Here is a 15943-nt window from a genome sequence, read left to right as displayed (position 1 = left end):
TGGGTGGGTTTCAGGGCTGGGCTTTCCAGGATTTCGGTCGCTGTAGGGTGGATCGGCACATCCTGCTGGTCGGTTGGCCGGCTCCCTGAAAGGACATTCCGGAGAAGATGGCGCAGCAGACGACCGGCCTCCCCGTCGACGACGAGGGCTACGTGATCGACACGGCCGACACCGAGGAGCGGGAGAGCGCCTACCGGGAGCGCGGGGAGGCGCTGCCGATCACCGTCGTCGGGAACCCCGTGCTGCACAAGGAGTGCGCGGACGTCACCGAGTTCGGGCCCGAGCTGGCGAAGCTCGTGGACGACATGTTCGCGAGCCAGCGCGCCGCCGAGGGCGTGGGGCTCGCCGCCAACCAGGTCGGCGTGGGCCTCAAGGTCTTCGTCTACGACTGCCAGGACGACCAGGGCGTCCGGCACGTCGGCGTCGTGTGCAACCCGAAGCTGCGCGACCTGCCCGCCGAGCTGCGCACCCTCGACGACTCCAACGAGGGCTGCCTCTCCGTCCCCGGCGCCTACGCCGCGACGCCGCGGACCGAGTACGCCGAGGTCACCGGGCAGGACGAGCACGGCAACGCGATCAAGGTGCGCGGCACCGGGTACTTCGCGCGCTGCCTCCAGCACGAGACCGACCACCTCTACGGCTACCTCTACCTGGACCGCCTCTCCAAGCGGGACCGCAAGGACGCGCTGAAGCAGATGGCCGAGGGGACCCCGCGCTACGCGACCGTCCCCAACGACTGAGCGCCGCACCTTTCCCCACGGCTGCGCTCCCCCCGCACTCGTGCGCCCGCTTGTGCGCCCAGCGGTTGCGCGGGCCGCGCGGCGCGACCTCAGGCGTCCCCCGCCGCCCGTCCGCCCCAGGACGGGCGGCGGGGCATATTCGGCCTCAATATGACATCCATAGATGATCGGATTCCGGACAAAAACGGGCCGGTTGTCGGCACACCTGAGCGATTCCTCGACGGTATCCATTCCCTTCCCGCCACTCCATAGGGCTGAATGGAATGCGCTGTCGATTTGCGACGCGGCGCCTGCCGGGGGACGGGGACCCGGTGCGCGCGCGTCCGGCTCCCGAAAGGGGTTCGCTCGTGCCTGCTTTCTCATCCCGGGCCACCGCCGCCAGGCCGGTGCTCGTGCCGCCCGCGCTGCAACTCCCGGTAGTCGAAAGGGATTTCGCCCGCCGACTCCACAATTATTGGCCAAAGCTTCAGGTGAAGTCGAAGCTGTGGCTCCAGGAGAAACGGCTCATGGCCCCCGCCGCCGCCGAGGCCCTCGCCGACGAGCTGCGCTACACCGACCTCGTCGCCGGCTACTACCTCGGCGCCACCGACGCGATGCTCGGCGCCATCGCCGACTTCAGCAGCTGGTTCTTCGCCTGGGACGACCGGCACGACCGGGACGTCGCCCACGCCCGTACCGCCTCCTGGCGCGACCTGTGCGCGGACCTGCACGCCGCCCTGCGCGACCCCGGCGCCCATCTGCACCACGAGGAGCCGCTGGTGGCGGCCTTCGCCGACTGCCTGCTGCGGATGGGCCAGCCGATGCCCCCCTCGTGGCGCCGTCGCTTCGCCCGCCACATGGGCCCCGTCATCGACGCCTACGACCAGGAGTTCGGCAACCGCCTCAGCCGTACGGTCCCGACCGTCGCCGAGTACCTGGAGCTGCGGCGCCTGACCTTCGCCCACGACATCTGGCTCGACCTCCTCGAAGCCGTCGCCGGGGCCGAACTCCCCGCGACCGTGCGGGAAAGCACCGCGTACCGCACCGCGGGGCTCGCCTGTCAGGATTTCGCCGCCTGGTACAACGACCTCTGCTCGCTGCCGAAGGAAATAGCGGGGGACGAGCTGCACAACCTCGGGATAAGCCTCATCAGGCACGAGGGAATGGAACTCGCGGAAGCCGTTTCCGTCGTGCACGAGAAAGTCGCGGGACGCGTCACCGCATTCCTTGAGGCGGAAAAGGAGTTGCGCGCTCTCGCGGATTCCCTCGCCGAGGGTGAAAACGGTAACGAGGGCGACGGCGACGGAATCGACAGGGAGAGGACGCGGGACGTCCTGATTTCCTGCACGGACAACATGCGGAACTGGTTTCCGTCGGTCTACTGGTTCCACCACGAATCCGGCCGCTATCGCGTCGAACAATGGGAGGACCCCGCGTGCCCCCCGTACCTCCAGGACAACGCACCGGCGCGCACCACCCCGCCCGTGCGCCCCACCGAGACCCCCAGGGTCGGCCGCCAGCGCGGCCCGCACGAGCAGGAGGGCACCGTATGAGCCCGCGTACGCCCCCCACCGCGCCCCCCGAGGGAACCCCGCGCACCGCGCCCCTCGCCGCCGGAGCCCTCCCGCTCCTCGGCCACGCCCCCGCCCTCGCGCGCGGCCCGCTGCCCTTCCTCGAAGGGCTGCGCGCGCACGGCGAGGTCGTACGGATCGCCCTCGGGCCCAAGCAGGTGCTCGCCGTCTGCGCCCCCGACCTCGTCGGCACCCTCCTGACCCGCCCCGAGTTCACCGTCGGCGGGCCGCTGTGGGACACCCTGGAGATCCTGCTCGGCAAGGGGGTGGCGACGAGCAACGGCCCCCGCCACCGCCGCCAGCGCCGCACCATCCAGCCGGCCTTCCGCCCCGAGCGGATCGCCTCCTACGCGCGCGTCATGACCGAGGAGGCGGTACGAACCGCCGGCTCGTGGCGGGACGGGGAGATCACCGACGTGGGCGCGGAGATGTTCCGCACCGGCGTCCGGATCGTCTCCCGCTCCCTCCTGGAGGTCGACGCGACGGGCACCGAACTCGCCGACCGGATCGCGCACGCCCTGCACACCGTCTTCGGCGGCCTCTACCAGCGGATGATCCTCTCCTTCGGGCCCCTGCACCGCCTGCCGACCCCCGCCAATCGCCGCTTCAACGCGGCCCTCGCGGAACTGCACACGCTTGTCCGCCAGTTGGTGCGGGAAGCACGCGCGCACGATTCCGGCGAGGCCGCGCCCGACGACGACCTGCTCTCCGTACTGCTTCACGCCACCGGCGAGAACGGCGCCCCGCTGCCCGACGAGGAGATTCACGACAACGTCGTATCCCTTGTCGTCGCGGCGGCCGAAAATGTCGCGGCGACACTCGCCTGGACCTTTCACCTCCTCGCCCAGCACCCCGAGTGGGAACGCGGGCTGCGGGAGGAAGTGGAATCGGTCGCGCCGGACCGGCCCGTCGATTTCGAGGATCTTCCGAAACTCACCCTCACCCGGAATCTCGTGAGCGAATCCATGCGGATACGCCCGGCGGCATGGATATTCACCCGCAGGGCCGCGAGCGACACCGAACTCGGCGGCTATCGCGTCCCGGCGGGGACCGACGTGCTCTACAGTCCCTGGGCCCTCCAGCACGACCCCAGGTCCTTCCCCGAGCCGCACCGCTTCGACCCCGACCGCTGGCTCCCCGAACGCGCCGCCGAGATCCCCCGGCACGCCTTCATCCCCTTCGGCATCGGCAACCGCAAATGCCCCGGCGACATCTACAGCCTCACCGAACTCGCCCTCGTCCTCGCCAACACGGTCAGGGACTGGCACGTCGAGAACGTCCCCGGGCGCACCGACCCGCGCCCCCGCATCGGCATCACGCTCCAGCCCCGTGCCACGGTGCTCCGCGTCCGCCGCGCCTGAGCCCGCGAGCACGCGAAGGGGCCGGGTCCCGTACGGAACCCGGCCCCCTCTGGGAGCGCGCCCGTCGCGGACGCGGCCTCTCTAGAAGTCGTCGTCGAAGGAGACCGAACCCTCGACCGCGACCTGATAGGCGGACGGCCGCCGCTCGAAGAAGTTCGTCAGCTCCTGCACACCCTGCAACTCCATGAAGGAGAAGGGGTTGCTGGAGCCGTACACCGGCGAGAAGCCGAGGCGCACGAGGCGCTGGTCGGCGACACACTGGAGGTACTCGCGCATCGACTCGGTGTTCATGCCGGGCAGGCCGTCACCGCACAGGTCGCGCGCGAACTGGAGCTCCGCGTCGACCGCCCCGGCGAGCATCTCCTTGACCTCGGCCTCCAGCTTGTCGTCGAACAGCTCCGGCTCCTCCTTGCGGACCGTGTCGACGACGTCGAAGGCGAAGCTCATGTGCATCGTCTCGTCGCGGAAGACCCAGTTGGTGCCGGTCGCGAGGCCGTGCAGCAGGCCGCGCGAGCGGAACCAGTACACGTACGCGAAGGCGCCGTAGAAGAAGAGGCCCTCGATGCACGCCGCGAAGCAGATGAGGTTGAGCAGGAACCGCCGCCGGTCGGACCGCGACTCCAGGCGGTCGATCTTCTCGACCTCGTCGATCCACTTGAAGCAGAACTCGGCCTTCGCGCGGATGGACGGGATGTTCTCCACGGCCGCGAAGGCGGCGGCGCGGTCGTCCGGGTCGGGCAGGTACGTGTCGAGCAGCGTCAGGTAGAACTGCACGTGCACGGCCTCCTCGAAGAGCTGCCGGCTCAGGTAGAGCCGCGCCTCCGGGGAGTTGATGTGCTTGTACAGCGTCAGCACGAGGTTGTTCGACACGATCGAGTCGCCCGTCGCGAAGAACGCGACGAGACGGCCGATGAGGTGCTGCTCGCCGGGCGTGAGCTTCGCGAGGTCGGAGACGTCCGAGTGGAGGTCGACCTCCTCGACGGTCCACGTGTTCTTGATCGCGTCCCGGTAGCGCTCGTAGAAGTCCGGGTAGCGCATGGGGCGCAGGGTCAGCTCGAAGCCGGGGTCCAGGAGGTTCTGGTTGCGCTTCTTCTGCTCGGGCAGGGTGGGGTCGGACATTACTGGCAGGCCTCGCAGGACTCGGGGTTCTCCAGGGAGCAGGCGATCGCCTCGGCGTCGGGCACGCTCTGCTGCACCGGGATGGGTGCGGCCTCGGCGGCCGGGGCACCGGCCGCGCGGGCGATGCGCGTCGCGGGACGCGAGCGCAGGTAGTACGTCGTCTTCAGGCCCTTGTTCCAGGCGTGCGCGTACATCGAGGAGAGCTTGCCGATCGTCGGCGTCTCCATGAACAGGTTGAGCGACTGGCTCTGGTCGAGGAAGGCGGTGCGCTCGGCGGCCATGTCGATGAGCCCGCGCTGCGGCAGCTCCCACGCGGTGCGGTACAGCGCGCGGACCTCTTCGGGAATCCAGTTGAAGCCCTGGACTGAGCCGTTCGCCTCGCGCAGCGCCTCACGGGTGCGCGCGTCCCACACGCCGAGCTTCTTCAGGTCCTCGACGAGGTAGCCGTTGACCTGGAGGAACTCGCCGCTGAGCGTCTCGCGCTTGAAGAGGTTGGAGACCTGCGGCTCGACGCACTCGTAGACACCGGCGATCGAGGCGATCGTCGCGGTCGGCGCGATCGCGAGGAGCAGCGAGTTGCGCATGCCGCTCCTGGCGATACGGGCGCGCAGCGCCTCCCAGCGCTCGGGCCAGGTCCGCTCCACGTCGTAGTGGTCGGGGTGCAGGACGCCGCGCGCGGTCCGCGTCTTCTCCCAGGCGGGGACCGGGCCGTGCTTCTCGGCGAGGTCGACGGACGCCTCGTAGGCGGCGAGCATGATGCGCTCGGCGATACGGGTCGACACGGCCTTCGCCTCGGCCGAGTCGAAGGGCAGCCGCAGCTTGAAGAAGACGTCCTGGAGGCCCATCGCGCCCAGGCCCACGGGCCGCCAGCGGGCGTTGGAGTTCGCCGCCTCGTCGGTCGGGTAGAAGTTGATGTCCACGACGCGGTCGAGGAAGGTGACGGCCGTGCGGACGGTCTCGTCCAGGCGCTCCCAGTCGATCGTGCCGTTGTCGACGAACGCGCCGAGGTTGATCGAGCCGAGGTTGCACACGGCGGTCTCGCCGTCGTCGGTGACCTCGATGATCTCGGTGCACAGGTTCGAGGAGTGGACGACGCTGCCGGGCTCGGCGGTCTGGTTCGCGGTGCGGTTGGAGTGGTCCTTGAAGGTCATCCAGCCCTGGCCGGTCTGCGCGAGGGTGCGCATCATGCGGCCGTACAGCTCGCGCGCCGGGATCGTCTTGCGGGCCAGGCCCTTCGCCTCGGCGGCGCGGTACGCGGCCTCGAACTCCTCGCCCCACAGGTCGGTCAGCTCGGGCACGTCGGCCGGCGAGAAGAGCGACCACTCGGCGTCGGCGGCGACGCGGCGCATGAACTCGTCGGGAATCCAGTGCGCGAGGTTGAGGTGGTGCGTGCGGCGCTGGTCCTCGCCCGTGTTGTCGCGCAGCTCCAGGAACTCCTCGATGTCCGAGTGCCACGTCTCCAGGTAGACGGCCGCGGCGCCCTTGCGGCGCCCGCCCTGGTTGACGGCGGCGACGGAGGAGTCGAGCGTCTTGAGGAAGGGGACGATGCCGTTCGAGTGCCCGTTGGTGCCGCGGATCAGCGAACCGCGCGAGCGGATGCGGGAGTACGCGATGCCGATGCCGCCCGCGTGCTTGGAGAGCCGGGCGACCTGGAGGTAGCGCTCGTAGATCGAGTCCAGCTCGTCCTTCGGCGAGTCCAGGAGGTAGCACGAGGACATCTGCGGGTGCCGCGTACCGGAGTTGAAGAGCGTCGGCGAGGAGGGCAGGTAGTCCAGGCGGCTCATGAGCCGGTACAGGCTCGCGACCTCGTCGACGGCCGGGAGGCTGTCGTCGGCGGCGAGCCCGGCCGCGACGCGCAGCAGGAAGTACTGCGGGGTCTCGACGACCTTGCGCGTGATCGGGTGGCGCAGGAGGTAGCGGCTGTAGAGGGTGCGCAGGCCGAAGTAGCCGAAGCGGTCGTCGCCCCCGGTGTCGACGAGCGCGTCCAGGCGGGCGGCGTGCGCGGCGACGAACTCCGCCGTGCGGTCGCCGATGAGGCCCTCGCGGTGGCCCACGGCGACGGAGGCCGCGAAGCCGCTCGCGCCCTGCCCCGCGGCCTCCTCGACGATCGCGAGGGCCAGCAGGCGGGCGGCGAGCCGGGAGTAGGCGGGGTCCTCGGAGATGAGCCCGGCGGCGGCCTCGGTGGCCAGCTCGCGCAGCTCCGCCTCGTCGGCGTGGGCGCTGCGACCGCGCAGGGCGGCGGCGGCGACCCGGCCGGGGTCGGTGTCGGGGAGGTCGGCGGTGAGTTCCGTGAGGGTCCGCAACAAGGCGGTCCCGGGAAGGTCCTGCTCGGCCGCGACCGATGAGGCGGGATCTGCTGGCGCGATGGTCACTGGGGTGGCTCTCCCTCGCTCGGCTGGGGGCCTCGGGTGCGGGGCGGCGACGGGACGACGGCAGCGCTTTCGGGCACACCGCGTCACGTCCCCGGCCCTTTCCGCGGGGCCCGGACGTCTGGCACCGCGCCCGGGTGGGACGGCGGCGCGCTTTCGGCAGGTCATCGGACTCGCAACACGCCACGGGGCGCGTCGCACACCGTTGCGGGACAGTCCCGGACTCGCACCGGATTCCCCTGCCGACAGCGAGGAAGAGCATACATCTGGGGGGCGGGCGGGAAAGGAGGCCCCAGATGTTGTGTCGGGGGCGGGGACTGTTACGTGCGGGTCAACGGTTGTGGGGTGCCGACAAGGCGTCCTGTGCCCGGTGGGGTGACGGGGGGCGGTGGGGGCGGCGGCGTCGATCGTATGGCTTGAGGGGACCCCACAAGCGAGGTGGGGCGGAGTTTTTACCGGGGGGAGCGGGGCGTGCGCGTGTTCGCATTTCGGTTGCGCAAAGTGAGGAGATGTCAGGGGCATACGAACGCCGGGAGGGGCTGAAAGAATCAGCCCCTCCCGGCGGCCCCCGGCCGAAGGCTGGGGGAGTCCGAGGAGCGGGGTCCGGGGCGGAGCCCCGCGCGAACCCCCGCCCGGGGAGTCAGTGCCCCGCGGTCTCCGGCACCGCCGGCGGAAGCTCCTGCTTCACGCCGGGGTCGCCCGCGTCGGCCACGTAGTCCGAGGGCCGCGTCTCGTCCACGCCCTCCGGCGCCTTGAAGGCCCGCAGGACGAAGGTGAGCACGACCGTGACCACGAGGTTCAGGACGATGGCCGTCATCCCGATGTACCCGATCTCGCCGAGCCCCGGGATCTCCTTCGACGAGCCCCCGAAGTGGTCCTGCGTCGGCGAGGACGTCGACCAGGCCGCCCACGTCCCGTACGCCATCCCGGCCGCCCAGCCGGCGAGCAGCGCCCAGCGGTGGAACCAGCGCGTGAAGAGGCCGCCGACGAGCGCGGGGAGCGTCTGGAGAATCCAGATGCCGCCGAGGAGCTGGAAGTTGATCGCGACTGTCTTGTCCATGCCGAGCACGAAGATCAGCGCGCCGACCTTCACGAGCAGCGAGACGAGCTTGGAGATCCGCGCCTCCTGCGCCGGGGTCGCGTCCGGCTTCAGGAAGTCCTTGTAGATGTTGCGCGTGAAGAGGTTCGCCGCGGCGATCGACATGATCGCCGCCGGGACGAGCGCGCCGATGCCGATCGCGGCGAAGGCGACCCCGGCGAACCAGTCCGGGAACATGTTCTCGAAGAGCTGCGGGATCGCGAGCTGGCCGTTGCTCACCTTGACGCCGCTCGCGATCGCCATGAAGCCGAGGAGCGCGAGCAGCCCCAGCATGAGCGAGTAGAGCGGCAGGATCGTGGTGTTGCGCCGGATCACGTTCCGCTTGCTCGACGAGAGCGTCGCCGTCACCGAGTGCGGGTACATGAAGAGCGCGAGCGCCGAGCCGAGGGCGAGCGTCGCGTACCCCCACTGCCCGGCCTCGCCGGGCGCGAGCGCGCCCTTCGGCTGTCCCGTCGCGGGGTTCTTCTGCGAGAGCGCGTCGCCGGCCTTCGCGAAGATGTCGTCGAAACCGCCGAGCTTGATCGGGATGTAGATGATCGCGACCGCGATGACGAGGTAGATCAGCCCGTCCTTGACGAAGGCGATCAGCGCCGGGGCCCGCAGCCCCGAGGAGTACGTGTACGCGGCGAGTACGGCGAAAGCGATCAGAAGTGGCAGGTCCTTGACAAACCAGTTCGTGTCGTCGCCGCCGCCCACGCCCATGACGTCCAGGACGGCCTGGATGCCGACGAGTTGCAGCGCGATGTACGGCATCGTGGCGAGGATGCCGGTGAGCGCGACGGCGAGCGAGAGTCCCTTGGAGCCGAAGCGGCCCCGTACGAAGTCCGAGGTCGTCACGTACCCGTGCCGGTGCGAGACCGACCACAGGCGCGGCAGGAAGGTGAAGATGAGCGGGTAGACGAGGATCGTGTACGGCACGGCGTAGAACCCGGCCGCGCCGCCCGCGTAGATCGCCGCGGGGACCGCGACGAAGGTGTACGCGGTGTAGAGGTCGCCGCCGAGCAGGAACCAGGTCACCCAGGTGCCGAAGGAACGACCGCCGAGGCCCCATTCGTCGAGGCTCTCCACGCCGGAGCGCCGCCAGCGCGCCGCGAGGAAGCCCATGACGGTGACGACGACGAAGAAGAAGATGAAGACCGCGAGCGCGATCCCGTTGACGCCGTCCTTCACTTGACCTCACCGCCCCGCGGGGCGCGCCGCACGCGCTGGTCGTGCTGCCACAACTTGTAGGCGAGGAAGGTCAGTCCGCTGGAGATGAAGACCCACAGCATCTGGTACCAGTAGAAGAACGGAATCCCGATGAAGGTCGGGTCGATCTTCGCGTACGAACCCACCCACAGCATCGCCACGAAGGGCGCGACGAGACAGAGCCCGACCACGATCCGCAAAGGGGTCACGACCGGCAGCGTCCCGTCACCTCCCCCCGGCTCCGCCGTCGTTCCCGCGTCCCGTGCCATGTTCCGGCTCCCCTCGTTCCCCCGCGCACCTCGGTGTGCGCGGGCACGCGTCGCCGCACGCGACGCGACGGCGGAAATGTAGGGCAGTTACCGGCCAGGCAACACCCCTGTACCGCATAGCGGACGCGTTCGGGCGGTCGCCCGCGCCCGGGGTGTCCGGGGTGTGCGCGGGCGGGGGTTTTTGTCCTTCGGGAGGTATCGGACTTACGGCCGGCGCAGGTTGGCCACGAACTTGTAACGGTCGCCCCGGTAGACGGAGCGCACCCACTCCACCGGTTCCCCGCGCCCGTCCACCGAGTGCCGCGAGAGCAGCAGCATCGGCAGGCCCACGTCGGTGCCGAGCAGGGACGCCTCGCGCGGGGTCGCGAGCGAGGTCTCGATCGTCTCCTCGGCCTCGGCGAGCCGCACGTCGTAGACCTCGGAGAGCGCGGTGTAGAGCGAGGTGTACTTGACGAGCGAACGGCGCAGCGCGGGAAAGCGCTTGGCCGCCAGGTGGGTCGTCTCGATCGCCATCGGCTCCCCGCTCGCGAGGCGCAGCCGCTCGATGCGCAGCACCCTGCCGCCCGAGTCGATGTCGAGCAGCCCGGCGAGGCGCTCGTCGGCCGTGACGTAGCCGATGTCCAGGAGCTGGGACGTCGGTTCCAGCCCCTGGGCGCGCATGTCCTCGGTGTACGAGGTCAGTTGCAGCGCCTGCGAGACCTTCGGCTTCGCGACGAAGGTGCCCTTGCCCTGGATGCGTTCGAGCCGGCCCTCGACGACGAGTTCCTGGAGCGCCTGGCGCACGGTCGTGCGGGACGTGTCGAACTCGGCGGCGAGCGCGCGTTCGGGCGGCACCGGGCTGCCGGGGGGCAGGGTGCGCGTCATGTCCTGGAGGTGGCGTTTGAGGTGGTAGTACTTCGGCACCCGGGCGGTGCGCGCGGGTGCCGAAGGGCCCGCGCCGGCCTTGGTCGCGGCGGCCTTGGTGTCCGGGCCGGATCGCGTCCTGCCCCCGTCGGTGCCCATTGTTCGCGCTCGCCTCTCCGGCTCGGCGGCCGTCATGGGGACCGGCCGCTCCTGGGTGCTTGTGGTGCCGTATCGCTTGTGGTGCGGTGGTGCTTGTGGCGCCGCCCATCGTGGCACGGCTCGCTGGGTACGCTGCCCGCGCGCCCCCCGCGGACCGCCTTCGCGTACGAGCAGGTGTCGGTCCGATAACGGAGCGGACAGCCCCTCTTATACACCCTTGACACCCCTAAAGGTCTAGGCCAAGCTCCGGGGTACTGGTCTACACCATTAACGACCAGGTCCCAGTCCCGCGAGTGCTGCCTTTCGTGTGCCGTCGCTGTGGGTGGGGGGTTGCTGGAATCCCTGAGGAGGGTGGCGTGAAGCGCAAGCTCATAGCGGCGATCGGCGCTGTCGTGATGATCGGTTCGGTCGCGGCGTGTGGCTCGGACGACGACTCGTCGTCGAAGGCGTCGTCGGGCAAGGACGGCTACAAGGGCCAGTCCCTGACGGTCTGGGTCATGGACGGCTCGGCCCCCGACCAGTGGCAGAAGGACCTCACCGCGGCCTTCGAGAAGAAGACCAAGGCCAAGGTCAAGTTCGAGATCCAGCAGTGGAACGGCATCCAGCAGAAGCTGACCACCGCCCTCTCGGAGTCGAACCCGCCGGACGTCTTCGAGGTCGGCAACACCCAGACCCCCTCGTACGCCCAGAGCGGCGGCCTGGCGGACCTCGGTGACCTCAAGTCCTCGGTCGGCTCCGACTGGACCGAGTCGATCAACAAGTCGGCGATCGTGGACGGCAAGCAGTACGCCGCCCCGTGGTACGTCGCCAACCGCGTCGTCCTCTACAACAAGAAGATCTGGAAGGACGCGGGGATCACCGACACCCCGAAGACGCGGGACGAGTTCTACAAGGATCTCCAGCAGATCGGCGAGAAGACCAAGGCCGAGCCGATCTACCTGCCGGGCCAGAACTGGTACCACTTCGTCGGCCTCACCATCGGCGAGGGCGCCGAGCTGGTCAAGAAGGACGGCGACAAGTACGTCTCCAACCTGGCCGACCCGAAGATCACCGCCGCCATGGAGACCTACAAGAAGTTCCAGGCGCTCTCCAAGGCCCCCAAGGACAAGGACGAGGCGACCCCGCAGCAGGGCGAGGTCTTCGCCAAGGGCAAGACCGGCGCCTTCATCGGCATGGGCTGGGAGGCCGGCATCGCCATCAAGGCGAACCCGGCGATCGAGAAGGAGATCGGTTACTTCACGATCCCCGGCGCCACCGCCGACAAGCCCGAGGGCGTCTTCCTCGGCGGCTCGAACCTCGCCGTCGCCGAGGGCAGCAAGAAGCAGGCCCTCGCCAAGGAGTTCCTGAAGCTCGCGCTCTCCGACAAGTTCGAGGGCCAGCTCGCCAAGGAAGGCGGGGTCATCCCCAACAAGACCTCCTTGGAGAGCAACCTCGACGGCAACCCGGCCGCGCAGGCCGCCGCGCCCGCCGCCGCCGGTGGTGGCACCACGCCGCTCATCCCCGCGTGGGCCCCGGTCGAGAACGCCCCGAACCCGATCAGGACCTACATGACGGCCGTCCTCAAGGGGAAGTCCCCGGCGGACGCGGCCAAGCAGGTCGAGGCCGAGTTCAACAAGCGCCTCGCGCAGCAGCAGTAAGCAGCACCCCGGCCGGGGGCCGGGCGGGGGACACCGCACGGACGGTGCGCCCCGCCCCGGCCCCCGGCCCCGCCGCGTACGGGTCCAGGCCGTGCCCGGCGCCGCGTACGTACGAGCCCGGACCCCCCGGACCCCGAGCGGTCCGCGCCGGTCCGCCCCCGTACCCGTAGAGCGGGACACGCCCGTACGAGCAGGACGGCCCCCACGAGCGGGCGCGCGGGCGGCAGGCCCAGAAAGCGAAGGCGAGCATGACAGTGGAGACCCCGCTCCCGGGCACGGACCCGGGACCGGTCAAGGTGAAGACCGGGGGCGGACCCGAAATCCCCTCGGCCAGAGCGGCGAAGGCCGCGCGGCGCAAGGCCCTGACCCCGTACCTCCTGCTGCTGCCCGCCGTGGTGGCGACGCTGGTGCTCCTCGGGTGGCCGCTGGTCAAGAACCTGGTGCTGTCCTTCCAGAACCTCAACATGCGCCAGTTCATCCAGCGCGTGACCGAGTGGACGGGCTTCCACAACTACCAGGACGTGCTCGGCGGCGAGGAGTTCTGGCGCGTCACCCTGCGCTCGGTGCTCTTCACCGGCGTCAACGTCATCCTGATCATGGCGCTCGGCTCGCTGATCGGGCTGCTCCTCGCGCGCCTCGGCCGCCGGATGCGCGTCTTCCTCCTCATCGGCCTCGTCCTCGCCTGGGCGATGCCGGTCATCGCGGCGACCACCGTGTACCAGTGGCTCTTCGCCGAGCGCTTCGGCGTCGTCAACTACGTGCTCGACAAGCTCGGCTGGCACTCGATGGCCGACTTCTCCTGGACGAGCAGCCAGTTCTCGACCTTCTTCGTGATCACCTGGCTCATCGTCTGGCAGTCGATCCCCTTCGTCGCGATCAACCTCTACGCCGCGACGACGACGATCCCGAAGGAGCTGTACGAGGCCGCCTCGCTCGACGGCGCCGGGGCCTGGAAGTCCTTCAAGAACGTGACCTTCCCGTTCCTGCGGCCCTTCCTCTTCGCCACGACCTTCCTCGAAGTCATCTGGGTCTTCAAGGCCTTCGCCCAGGTCTTCGCCTTCAACCAGGGCGGCCCGGACCGGCTCACCGAGATCCTGCCCGTCTACGCCTACATCGAGGGCATGGGCAACCAGCACTTCGGCATGGGCGCCGCGATCTCCTTCCTGACGCTGCTCATCCTGCTCGGCCTCACCTCGTACTACCTCCGGATCGTTCTGAAGCAAGGGGAGGACGAGCTGTGAAGCGCTCACTCTTCGGCCGCGTGTGGCCCAACGTCGTCGCCGTCCTGCTGTTCATCGGCTTCGTCTTCCCCGTCTACTGGATGTTCTCGACGGCCTTCAAGCCGACCGGGGACATCATCAGCGAGACACCCGTCTGGTTCCCGACCGACTTCACCTTCGAGCACTTCAAGACCGCGGTGCACGCCGAGAACTTCGGCCACCTCGTCGTCAACTCGCTCACCGTGACGATTCTCGCCGTCGTCGGCTCCCTGGTCCTCGCGCTCGCCGGGGCCTTCGCCCTGAGCCGGATGCGCTTCAAGGGCCGCAAGGGCTTCGTCATCGGCTTCATGATCGCCCAGATGGCGCCCTGGGAAGTCATGGTCATCGCGATCTACATGATCGTGCGCGACGCGGACATGCTCAACAGCCTCGTCCCGCTCACGCTCTTCTACCTCGTGATGATCCTGCCGTTCACGCTCCTGACCCTGCGCGGCTTCGTCGGGGCGATCCCGGCCGAGCTGGAGGAGTCCGCGATGGTCGACGGCTGCACCCGCCCGCAGGCGTTCCGCCGCGTGATCCTGCCGCTCCTCGCGCCCGGACTCATGTCCACCTCGCTCTTCGGCTTCATCACCGCGTGGAACGAGTTCCCGCTCGTCCTGGTCCTCAACAAGGAGCAGGAGGCGCAGACCCTCCCGCTGTGGCTCTCCTCCTTCCAGACCAACTTCGGTGACGACTGGGGCGCCACGATGGCCGCCTCCTCGCTCTTCGCGGTGCCGATCCTCGTCCTCTTCGTCTTCCTCCAGCGCAAGGCCGTGTCCGGCCTCACCGACGGCGCCGTGAAGGGATAACACCCCATGACCACGCTCACCAGCGCCCCCGACACCCTCACCCGCGACGCCCTCGCCGTCCTCCAGCCCGGCTTCGCCGGCACCACGGCCCCCGACTGGCTGCTGCGCCGCATCGGCGAGGGCCTCGCCTCCGTCGGCCTCTTCGGCCGCAACGTCGCCGGGGACGGACAACTCACCGCGCTCACCGCCCAGCTCCGCGCCGAGCGCGAGGACATCCTCGTCGCGATCGACGAGGAGGGCGGCGACGTCACGCGCCTCGACGTCAACACGGGCTCCTTCATCCCCGGCAACCTCGCGCTCGGTACCGTCGACGACCCGGAGCTGACCCGCTCCGTCGCCGCCGAACTCGGCCGCCGCCTCGCCGCCTGCGGCGTCCGCTTCAACTGGGCGCCCTCCGCCGACGTCAACTCCGACCCGGACAACCCCGTCATCGGCGTCCGCTCCTTCGGCGCCGACCCCGCCCTCGTCGCCCGGCACACCGCCGCCTACGTCGAGGGGCTCCAGTCCGCCGGGGTCATCGCCTGCGTCAAGCACTTCCCCGGGCACGGCGACACCAACGTCGACTCGCACCTCGCGCTGCCCCGCATCGACGCGAGCGCCGAGGTCCTGCGCGCCCGTGAACTCGCCCCCTTCCGCGCCGCGATCGCGGGCGGGACCCTGGCCGTCATGAGCGCCCACATCGTCGTCCCCGCGCTCGACGCCGAGGTCCCCGCGACGCTCAGCCGCCGCATCCTCACCGGGCTCCTGCGCGAGGAGCTGGGCTACGAGGGCCTCATCGTCACCGACGGCATGGAGATGCGCGCGATCGCCGGTACGTACGGCATCGAGCGCGGCACGGTCCTCGCGATCGCCGCCGGGGCCGACGCCATCTGCGTCGGCGGCGGGCTCCACGACGAGGGCACCGTCCTCGCGCTGCGCGACGCGCTCGTCGCGGCCGTACGGGACGGCTCGCTGCCCGAGGAACGCCTCGCCGACGCCGCCGAGCGCGTCCGCGCGCTGGCCCGCTGGACCCGCACCACCCCCGCCGCGCCCCTCGCGCCGCGCCCCGCCGTCGGCCTGGAGGCCGCCCGCCGCGCGGTGCGCGTCCACGGCGACTTCGCGCCGCTGGACACCGCGCCGTACGTGGCGCTCCTGAGCGACGAGGCGAACATCGCCGTGGGCACGGAGACCCCGTGGGGGCCGGCGGAGGCGCTGGCCCGCCGGCTGCCCGGCACGACGGGCGACGCGTACGGGCCGCAGGCGGACGGCACGCTCGTCGCGGACGTGCTCGGCGCCGCCGGGGACCGCCGCCTCGTCCTCGCCGTGCGCGACGCGCACCGCCACCCGTGGATGGCCGCGGCGCGCGACGCCCTGCTCGCGGCGCGCCCGGACACGGCAGTGGTCGAGATGGGCGTTCCGCAGGAGACCCCCGCGGGCAGCCCCTACATCGTCACGCACGGGGCGGCACGCGTGTGCGGCGAGGCGGCGGCCGAAGTGCTCGTCGGGGCGTAGCGGCCTCCGCGTACGCAGAAGGGCCCGGATTCCCCGCGGGGGGAGGAATC

The 15943-nt window shown here is 70.2% G+C and carries 12 protein-coding genes and 1 riboswitch; of the genes, 7 read left to right on the top strand and 5 right to left on the bottom strand.

The window, feature by feature from the left end; all coding sequences use genetic code 11:
* Positions 1-107: 107 nt before the first annotated feature.
* The 3 genes from def (at position 108) to STTU_RS09725 (ending at position 3651) form a co-directional block, all read left to right on the top strand.
* Positions 108-740, top strand: coding sequence for a peptide deformylase (gene def, locus STTU_RS09735; protein WP_010271834.1), 633 nt, complete (start codon positions 108-110; stop codon positions 738-740).
* Positions 741-1210: 470 nt separating this feature from the next.
* On the top strand, positions 1211-2272 hold the full coding sequence (locus tag STTU_RS09730; RefSeq protein WP_007822235.1) for a terpene synthase family protein: 1062 nt from the start codon (positions 1211-1213) through the stop codon (positions 2270-2272).
* A complete protein-coding gene (locus STTU_RS09725; protein WP_043254703.1) occupies positions 2269-3651 on the top strand; it encodes a cytochrome P450 in 1383 nt (460 codons plus the stop codon). The genes STTU_RS09730 and STTU_RS09725 overlap by 4 nt, the downstream gene beginning before the upstream one ends.
* Positions 3652-3732: 81 nt before the next feature.
* Here STTU_RS09725 and STTU_RS09720 read toward each other — a convergent pair whose 3' ends face one another.
* The 5 genes from STTU_RS09720 to STTU_RS09700 all read right to left on the bottom strand — a co-directional run bounded on the left by STTU_RS09720 (position 3733) and on the right by STTU_RS09700 (position 10697).
* A complete protein-coding gene (locus tag STTU_RS09720) occupies positions 3733-4770 on the bottom strand; it encodes a ribonucleotide-diphosphate reductase subunit beta (protein ID WP_007822225.1) in 1038 nt (345 codons plus the stop codon).
* Positions 4770-7142 carry a ribonucleoside-diphosphate reductase subunit alpha gene (locus STTU_RS09715; protein ID WP_007822224.1) on the bottom strand — a complete coding sequence of 791 codons (2373 nt, stop codon included), beginning with the start codon at positions 7140-7142 and terminating at the stop codon, positions 4770-4772. Before STTU_RS09715 ends, STTU_RS09720 begins: the two co-directional genes overlap by 1 nt.
* Positions 7143-7279: 137 nt before the next feature.
* Positions 7280-7401, bottom strand: a riboswitch (cobalamin riboswitch).
* 378 nt (positions 7402-7779) lie between these two features.
* The gene (gene mctP / locus STTU_RS09710; RefSeq protein ID WP_043254701.1) at positions 7780-9408 is read right to left on the bottom strand and encodes a monocarboxylate uptake permease MctP; all 1629 of its coding nucleotides are present in this window, start codon (positions 9406-9408) and stop codon (positions 7780-7782) included.
* Positions 9405-9695, bottom strand: a complete 291-nt coding sequence (locus tag STTU_RS09705; RefSeq protein WP_007822222.1) for a DUF3311 domain-containing protein — start codon at positions 9693-9695, stop codon at positions 9405-9407. Before STTU_RS09705 ends, mctP begins: the two co-directional genes overlap by 4 nt.
* 204 nt (positions 9696-9899) lie before the next feature.
* Entirely contained in the window at positions 9900-10697 is a 798-nt protein-coding gene (locus tag STTU_RS09700) for a GntR family transcriptional regulator (RefSeq protein ID WP_007822221.1), read from the bottom strand.
* Between the two features lie 356 nt (positions 10698-11053).
* Here STTU_RS09700 and STTU_RS09695 point away from each other — a divergent pair, with 356 nt between their 5' ends.
* From STTU_RS09695 to STTU_RS09680, 4 genes are all read left to right on the top strand, one after another.
* Positions 11054-12334 carry an extracellular solute-binding protein gene (locus STTU_RS09695; protein ID WP_043254700.1) on the top strand — a complete coding sequence of 427 codons (1281 nt, stop codon included), beginning with the start codon at positions 11054-11056 and terminating at the stop codon, positions 12332-12334.
* A 248-nt stretch (positions 12335-12582) separates the two neighbouring features.
* Complete coding sequence (locus STTU_RS09690) at positions 12583-13575, top strand: carbohydrate ABC transporter permease (protein ID WP_043254698.1); 993 nt, start codon at positions 12583-12585, stop codon at positions 13573-13575.
* Positions 13572-14402 carry a carbohydrate ABC transporter permease gene (locus STTU_RS09685; protein ID WP_009068633.1) on the top strand — a complete coding sequence of 277 codons (831 nt, stop codon included), beginning with the start codon at positions 13572-13574 and terminating at the stop codon, positions 14400-14402. Before STTU_RS09690 ends, STTU_RS09685 begins: the two co-directional genes overlap by 4 nt.
* A gap of 6 nt (positions 14403-14408) precedes the next feature.
* Entirely contained in the window at positions 14409-15893 is a 1485-nt protein-coding gene (locus tag STTU_RS09680) for a glycoside hydrolase family 3 protein (protein ID WP_007822216.1), read from the top strand.
* Positions 15894-15943 lie beyond the last annotated feature (50 nt).

The sequence above is a fragment of the Streptomyces sp. Tu6071 genome, from assembly GCF_000213055.1.
Lineage (GTDB): Bacteria > Actinomycetota > Actinomycetes > Streptomycetales > Streptomycetaceae > Streptomyces > Streptomyces evansiae.
The sequence above is the reverse complement of the archived record's forward strand: the minus strand, read 5'-3'. Positions and strand labels throughout refer to the sequence as shown.

Excerpts from the sequence above, each read along its gene's own strand:
- def (WP_010271834.1), top strand. The coding sequence starts at position 108 with ATGGCGCAGCAGACGACCGGCCTCCCCGTCGACGACGAGGGCTACGTG.
- STTU_RS09690 (WP_043254698.1), top strand. The coding sequence starts at position 12,583 with ATGACAGTGGAGACCCCGCTCCCGGGCACGGACCCGGGACCGGTCAAG.
- STTU_RS09680 (WP_007822216.1), top strand. The coding sequence starts at position 14,409 with ATGACCACGCTCACCAGCGCCCCCGACACCCTCACCCGCGACGCCCTC.
- STTU_RS09700 (WP_007822221.1), bottom strand. The coding sequence starts at position 10,697 with ATGGGCACCGACGGGGGCAGGACGCGATCCGGCCCGGACACCAAGGCC.
- STTU_RS09705 (WP_007822222.1), bottom strand. The coding sequence starts at position 9,695 with ATGGCACGGGACGCGGGAACGACGGCGGAGCCGGGGGGAGGTGACGGG.
- STTU_RS09720 (WP_007822225.1), bottom strand. The coding sequence starts at position 4,770 with ATGTCCGACCCCACCCTGCCCGAGCAGAAGAAGCGCAACCAGAACCTC.
- STTU_RS09725 (WP_043254703.1), top strand. The coding sequence starts at position 2,269 with ATGAGCCCGCGTACGCCCCCCACCGCGCCCCCCGAGGGAACCCCGCGC.